This window comes from Henriciella aquimarina, assembly GCF_002088975.1.
GTDB lineage: Bacteria > Pseudomonadota > Alphaproteobacteria > Caulobacterales > Hyphomonadaceae > Henriciella > Henriciella aquimarina.
In genome coordinates, this window is the sequence record NZ_NCST01000101.1 from 21,776 (window position 1) to 28,782 (window position 7,007).

The following is a 7,007-nucleotide window of genomic DNA, read 5'->3' on the forward strand; positions in this document are numbered from 1 at the left end:
ACGCTATCAGGAGCTGAGCGATGCCCAGCCTCAAGGATCTGAAAAACCGGATCAACAGCGTGAAATCCACGCGGAAGATCACCAAGGCGATGCAGATGGTGGCCGCTGCCAAGCTGAAGCGCGCCCAGGAAGCCGCCTCGGCCTCACGCCCCTATGCCCAGCGCATGGCGAGCGTCGTGGCCAACCTGGCCGGCTCCATGGGCGACAGGGCTGGCGGGCCAAAACTCCTGTCGGGCACCGGCAAGGACCAGACCCATCTCATCGTCGTCATGACGGCCGAACGCGGTCTCTGCGGCGGCTTCAACACCTATGTGGTGAAGGAAGCCCGCAGTCTCATCCGCAAGCTCGCCACCGAAGGCAAGACGGTGAAGATCCTCACCGTCGGCAAAAAGGGCCGCGAGCAGCTCAAGCGGGAATATTCCGACCTCTTCGTCGGCCATGTCGATCTCTCCGAGATCCGCGGGAATGACTATACCGACGCCGGCATCGGCCTCGGCCATGACATCACCGCGCGCTTCGAGGACGAGGAGTTCGACGTTGCCACGCTGGTCTACAGCCAGTTCAAGAACGTGCTGACCCAGCTGCCGGTCGCCCAGCAGCTGATCCCGGCCGAAGCGCCGGAAGATGCCGAGACGGTCGACCTCAACGGCGCGATCTACCAGTATGAGCCCTCGCAGGAGGAAATCCTCGAGACGCTTCTGCCGCGCTACATCAACACGCAGATCATTTCCGCCATGCTCGAAAGCGGCGCGGGGGAACAGGCTGCACGGATGTCGGCCATGGACAACGCCACGCGCAATGCCGGCGAGATGATCGACGACCTGTCGCTGCAGTATAACCGGGCCCGCCAGGCGCAGATTACCAAGGAGCTGATCGAGATCATCTCCGGCGCGGAGGCCCTGTAGGGAGACGACGATGGATTTCTGGGTCTACGAACATTTTTCCAACAAGCGTGCCCGCATCCATGCCGGCGATTGCCGCTATTGCAATCACGGCAAGGGCGTCGGCGGCGACCAGAGCAATGACGACGACAAGTGGCACGGCCCCTTCAAGACCTTTGCCGAGGCTGATGAAAAGGCCGAGTCGCTGGGCCAGAAGGACACCCGCGCCTGCGGCGTCTGCAAGCCGGCCCAGGCCGCCGAACGCGCGGGCGTGAAGCTCGCCGACGTGGCGCCCGCCATCAAGGCCGCCACGTCGAAAACCGAATCTGCCCCCAAGCCGGCGGCGAAATCCAAGCCGGCTCCCAAAGCCAAAACATCATCCGCTCCCAAGGAGACGCCTTCCATGAGCAGCTCTGCATCCGGCAAGACCGGCAAAATCTCGCAGGTCATCGGCGCCGTTGTCGACGTCGAGTTTGAAGACCATCTTCCCGACATCCTGAACGCGCTTGAGACGGACAATAACGGCAACCGTCTGGTTCTCGAGGTCGCTCAGCACCTCGGCGAGAACACGGTCCGCACCATCGCCATGGACTCCACCGAAGGCCTCGTTCGCGGCCACCCGGTGAGCGACCTCGGCGAGCCGATCCGCGTGCCGGTCGGCCCGGAAACGCTTGGGCGCATCATGAACGTCATCGGCGAGCCGATCGACGAGCGCGGCCCGGTGGAAACCCAGGTCCGCAACCCGATCCACGCCCCGGCCCCGGAATTCGTCGACCAGTCGACCGAAGCCGAGATCCTGGTCACCGGCATCAAGGTCATCGACCTGCTCTGCCCCTATGCCAAGGGCGGCAAGATCGGCCTGTTCGGCGGTGCCGGCGTCGGCAAGACGGTTCTCATTCAGGAACTGATCAACAACATCGCCAAGCTGTTCGGCGGGTATTCGGTCTTCGCCGGCGTGGGGGAACGCACCCGTGAAGGCAACGACCTCTATTACGAAATGATCGAGTCCGGCGTTATCGACCTCGAAGGCGATAGCCGCGTGACGCTGGTCTATGGCCAGATGAACGAGCCGCCCGGTGCCCGTGCCCGTGTCGCCCTGACCGGCCTCACGCAAGCGGAATACTTCCGCGACCAGGAAGGCAAGGACGTGCTCTTCTTCGTCGACAACATCTTCCGCTTCACCCAGGCCGGTTCCGAGGTCTCGGCCCTGCTCGGCCGTATCCCGTCGGCTGTGGGCTATCAGCCGACGCTGGCCACCGACATGGGTCAGCTGCAGGAGCGGATTACCTCCACCAACAAGGGCTCGATTACGTCGGTCCAGGCCATTTACGTGCCGGCTGACGACCTTACCGACCCGGCTCCGGCCACCTCGTTCGCCCACCTCGACTCCACGACGACGCTCAACCGCGCCATTTCGGAAAAGGGTATCTACCCGGCCGTTGACCCGCTCGACTCCACGTCGCGGATCCTCGACCCGATGATCGTCGGCGAAGAGCACTACAACGTTGCCCGCGGCGTGCAGGAAATCCTGCAGCGCTACAAGGAGCTTCAGGACATCATCGCCATTCTCGGCATGGACGAGCTTTCCGAAGAGGACAAGCTGGTCGTGGCGCGCGCCCGTAAGGTCGAGCGCTTCCTGTCGCAGCCCTTCGACGTGGCCGAAGTCTTCACCGGTTCGCCGGGCGAGCAGGTCAAGCTCGAAGACACGATCAAGAGCTTTAAGGGCCTTATCGCCGGCGAGTATGACCACCTGCCGGAACAGGCTTTCTACATGGTTGGCGGCATCGACCAGGCCATCAAGAAAGCCGAAAAGATGATGGAAGAAGCCTAGGCAACTTCCGCTTATCACGCCCTCACTCCTCGACAGGCTCAGGGGTGAGGGCGGCAATTTTTGAGCCTGCCTGTCCCTGCGAAAGCAGGGATCGAAGCATGAAGATACGGGATCACCGCGCATGGCCGAAAAACTTCACTTCTCGCTCGTCTCCCCCGCCAAGGAGCTGTTCTCCGGCGAAGTCGATCACGTGATCGCGCCTGGCACCGAAGGCGAGTTCGGCGTGCTGGCAAACCATGCCCCCTTCATGACGACGCTGAAGAACGGTGTCGTGCGCGTCCTCGACGGCGACAGCACCAAGATGCGCCTCTTCGTGCGCGGCGGCTTTGCCGACGTCACACCGGCCGGCCTCACCATCCTCGCCGAAGAAGCCGTCGATCTTGGCTCCACGGACGCGGCCACGGTCGATGCCCAGCTTGAAGAGGCGAAGGAAAAGCTCCTCGCCGAGGGCAAGGACGGCGCGCATGCCGGTGCCCTGCAGGCCCAGATCGACTATCTGACCGATCTCAAGGCCGCCCTGGTCCACTAGACGGCCATTTGCCGCTTAATCCATTTGCCTGCTATATTTCTCCCCAAAAGGGAGAAACACATGCGCAGGTCTATCGCTGTCATCGCCATTTCCACCGCCCTCGCCGCAGGCTGTGCGACACCGTCCGATGACCTCGACATGCGCCGGCCGGGCGCGGCGGTCAGCCAGACCGACGGCGTGAAAGCCTTCTCCGATGCCGTCCTCGGCCATTGCCTGCCCGCTATTCACAATAATCAGGCCTTCGCCGACTTCGAGGTGAAGGACGTCACCCCGCTCGGCAAGCTCGCCGAGAACAAGATCTCCATGTTCGAGAACAAGACCCTGCCGGTCTGGCAGATGGTCGATGGCGTCGTGCAGATCCAGCTGGATGAGAGCCAGTCCTGCGCGGTCAAATCCTACGGTCTGCCGGTGAAGGCGACCTTCAGGCTGGTCGGCAATACTGCGCTCCAGACGAGCTATGATTACCGTGAGGAGGATGTCGGTTTCCCGCAGGCCGGTGAAAGCTTCCGGCGCGTGCTGGTCTCCGGCACCGGCGCGGACGCGGTGACGCTGACACTCACAGGCATGGAGCCCGGCGCGCCCGGCAATGACGAAAAATACGCCAAGCTCGATGCGGTGGTGAGCCGAGGTGAGGAGTAGGGGCTGCAGCTGATAAGGGGCGGAAGAGAGCTTTGCGTATGAATGTTCGCGCCCTTTGTTGCTTGATCTTTGCAATCATCGTGGTGGGCTGTGGAGGCTCAGGGTCGTCTACCGAGGAGGACCACAACAGACTGTTTCTGCAAGAGCAGCTGGACGATCACCGGTTCAGCCCTCAAGCGGGAAGCAAATACTGCTATTATTTCGATGTTCGTCTGGATGCGGATGAACTCAGAAGCGCCGGACGAACAAGCTTTCCCTATTTCATGCTCTCCAGAGACCGTGATTTTTGTAGCTGGCAGAACGGGACATTCAGCTTCATTCAGACATCGGCGAGAATGGCCTGCCGAGCACTGGAGAAAGTGGACGGGATTTCGGTTATCTCGTCCAGTGTAGACCACGTCCGGGCAGAAGACATTCCCGCTGAATGCGTGCCGGACATTTTTTTCCGCGAAATCCGAACCGGCGCGACACCATTTGAAGGACAATCAGGTGGTAATGACGGTTTGACCACTGTGAGATTGTCAATTCAGGGCCTTAGCGACCTGCGGCCAGCGGACTGGGGTGACTTTCGTGTCATGCGTCACAAGCTTGGACTTCCCATACATGACATCATCAATGTGGATGAAAGTTACGTTCTGCTGCGACTGGATCTGACCCATCTGCCAGACATCCGCGTTTGCAAGGTTCTGGAAGAATATCCTTTAACGTGGGCGGCAAGAGAACTTCAGGCCTGCGCCCGGATCGAAGCGCCCGATCCTTCATAAGCGGGTTGTCCAGATCTTACGCCCTACCCGAACACGGCGACCGTCTGGCGGCCGATCATCACCGGCTCGCCCATCCGGTTCCAGAGCCGCATGGACTGGCTTGAATAGCCGTCTTTCGTCGCTTGCGCCTCGTGATGGGCCAGGAACCAGCCTTCCTCGGTGACGACGTCGTCAGTCAGGAATTCCGCCATCCAGGTCATGGAGCTGATCGGGGCCGGCTCGGTCATCATCGACATGGCCGCCGGCGGAGGCGCATCGGCAATCGAGAGCAGCGTCGTCGGATTCCACAGCGCGCCTTCATCCTTGTGGCAGAGCCAGATCGTCATGTCGCCCCGGTCCGCCCCGCTCATCGGCGTGTGGCCACCGGCCAGGCGGATATCGAAATGATGTGCAAAGGTCGGGCGCTGGTCGCTGAAGAAGGCGGGGCACTGGTCCGGCGCCTTCACATCCGGGCACTGGCGCGAGCGCTGGTCGAGCTTCGAAGCCCGCTTCGCCCCGAACGTGAACAGGCAGCGCGCCATCAGGCCGTCTTCGGTGACGAGGTCGGCATTGACGAAGGCCGAGGATTTCCCCCGCCGCAGCACGGTCGGCGAGATCACCACATCACCGCCGACCGGGCCGATAAAGGCCACCTGGGCGGCCCGCACCGGCATGTCGGAAACGCATTCCATCGCCGATTCCAGGCACAGCGCGGCTGTGAGCCCGCCATAGGTGGTGCGCCCCTGCATCCAGTCTTCCGGGATGCGGGCCTCGACGCGCCCGGCTGTGCCGCGGCGCAGGCCGGCGATGAGTTGGCTGTAGGCCGTCACCTAGTGCTGGCTCTCCGGGGTCGTCACACGCAGGCCGTCCAGCTCGTCGCTGACCGTGATCTGGCAGGACAGGCGCGAATTCTCCTGCACATTCTCGGCGAAATCGAGCATGGACTGTTCCATCTCGTCACGCTCGCCGACCTTCTCCATGAAGGCTTCGTCGACATAGACATGGCAGGTCGCGCAGGCGCAGGCCCCGCCGCAGTCGGCATCGATGCCCGGAACCGAATTCTTGATAGCGGTCTCCATGACGGTGTCGCCATTCTTCGCCTCGATCGAGCGTTCGGTGCCATCATGGTCGATATAGGTAATGGTCGGCATAGGCTTTCTGGTCTCCTCAGGCGGCAATTTCGGCCGCGATCTCTTTCATTGATAGGGTTGTATCGCGCAGGCGCTCGGCGGCAACATGGGCGCCTGACATGATGAGTTTTTTCGCAGCCATGAATTCCGGCGGGCTGTTGACCGCGTCCACGGCGATCAGCCGGCCGCCCTTCAGATAGAAGGCCGCGAACTTCTTCGCCTGCGGGTCGCCGCGCACCACGACCGTGTCATGGCCCATGGAGAGGCCGGCGATCTGCAGCTTCACGTCATACTGGTCTGACCAGAACCACGGGCAGTCGAGCTTCGGGCGCTCTCGGCCCATGATGGCGGCCGCCGCCAGCTTGCCCTGCTCGATGGCGTTGTGGACGCTTTCGAGCCGCCCCGTGCGGGCATAATGGGCCAGCGGACGCACCGTGCAGTCGCCCGCGGCAAAGACATGCGGGTCGGAGGTGCGCGCGTCTTCGTCGACGATGATCCCGTCGCGCACCGGCAGGCCGGACGCTTCGGCGAGCTCGACATTCGGCAGGATGCCGATGCCGGTCAGCACCATGTCGGCTTCGATCGCCTCGCCGCCCGCGAGCACCGCATGGGTGACCTTGCCATCCTCGCCAACGAGCTTGTCGAGCCGCGCGCCGAGCCGGATATCGACGCCGTGTTCCTTGTGCAGGTCCTGGTAGAATTCGGAAATGACGGGGCTGGTGACCCGCGAGAGCACGCGCTCGGCCATTTCCAGCACGGTGACCTCGAGGCCGAGCTGGCGCGCCACGGCGGCCGCCTCGAGCCCGATATAGCCCGCCCCGACAATGACCAGCTTCTGGCCGTCCATCATTTTTGGCTGGATATGCTCGACATCGGCCAGGGTGCGCAGGTCGAAGACATTCTTCAGTTCCGCCCCCTCGACCGGCACGGGCCGCGGGCGCGAGCCGGTGGCGATGATCAGCGCGTCATAAGCCAGGTGGCCGCCATGTTCGAGATGCACCTCGCGCGCCGAACGGTCGATCGACTCCACGCGCTGGGAAAGCAGCGTCTCGACCTTGTTGTCCTCATACCAGGCGGCAGGCTTGAAATAGAGCCGTTCCTCGCCGAGCTCGCCCTTCATGTAGGCCTTCGACAGCGGCGGGCGCTGATAGGGCAGCGCCGCCTCGTCGCCGACCAGGGTGATCGCGCCTTCATAGCCGAACAGCCGCAGCGACTGCACCGCCTGCGCACCCGCCTGACCACCGCCGATCACGA

The 7,007-nt window shown here is 62.8% G+C and carries 8 protein-coding genes; 5 read left to right on the top strand and 3 right to left on the bottom strand.

Annotation, left to right across the window (positions count from 1 at the left end):
- Nucleotides 1-20: 20 nt before the first annotated feature.
- The 5 genes from B8784_RS15485 to B8784_RS15505 all read left to right on the top strand — a co-directional run bounded on the left by B8784_RS15485 (nt 21) and on the right by B8784_RS15505 (nt 4,644).
- Nucleotides 21-905: a F0F1 ATP synthase subunit gamma gene (locus B8784_RS15485; RefSeq protein ID WP_084398817.1), complete on the top strand. Its 885-nt coding sequence runs from the start codon at nt 21-23 to the stop codon at nt 903-905.
- Nucleotides 906-915: 10 nt separating this feature from the next.
- Nucleotides 916-2,712, top strand: coding sequence for a F0F1 ATP synthase subunit beta (gene atpD / locus B8784_RS15490; RefSeq protein ID WP_267889992.1), 1,797 nt, complete (start codon nt 916-918; stop codon nt 2,710-2,712).
- Between the two features lie 121 nt (nt 2,713-2,833).
- Nucleotides 2,834-3,241: a F0F1 ATP synthase subunit epsilon gene (locus B8784_RS15495; protein ID WP_084398818.1), complete on the top strand. Its 408-nt coding sequence runs from the start codon at nt 2,834-2,836 to the stop codon at nt 3,239-3,241.
- A 60-nt stretch (nt 3,242-3,301) separates the two neighbouring features.
- Nucleotides 3,302-3,880, top strand: a complete 579-nt coding sequence (locus tag B8784_RS15500) for a hypothetical protein (protein ID WP_084398819.1) — start codon at nt 3,302-3,304, stop codon at nt 3,878-3,880.
- 38 nt (nt 3,881-3,918) lie between these two features.
- Complete coding sequence (locus tag B8784_RS15505; protein ID WP_084398820.1) at nt 3,919-4,644, top strand: hypothetical protein; 726 nt, start codon at nt 3,919-3,921, stop codon at nt 4,642-4,644.
- Nucleotides 4,645-4,667: 23 nt separating this feature from the next.
- Here B8784_RS15505 and B8784_RS15510 read toward each other — a convergent pair whose 3' ends face one another.
- Genes B8784_RS15510 through B8784_RS15520 form a run of 3 tightly spaced genes read right to left on the bottom strand, consistent with a single transcriptional unit; the run spans nt 4,668 to nt 7,005 of the window.
- Complete coding sequence (locus B8784_RS15510; RefSeq protein WP_084398821.1) at nt 4,668-5,453, bottom strand: thioesterase family protein; 786 nt, start codon at nt 5,451-5,453, stop codon at nt 4,668-4,670.
- Complete coding sequence (locus tag B8784_RS15515) at nt 5,454-5,774, bottom strand: 2Fe-2S iron-sulfur cluster-binding protein (RefSeq protein ID WP_084398822.1); 321 nt, start codon at nt 5,772-5,774, stop codon at nt 5,454-5,456.
- 16 nt (nt 5,775-5,790) lie between these two features.
- A complete protein-coding gene (locus tag B8784_RS15520) occupies nt 5,791-7,005 on the bottom strand; it encodes an NAD(P)/FAD-dependent oxidoreductase (RefSeq protein WP_143435558.1) in 1,215 nt (404 codons plus the stop codon).
- Between the last annotated feature and the right edge of the window lie 2 nt (nt 7,006-7,007).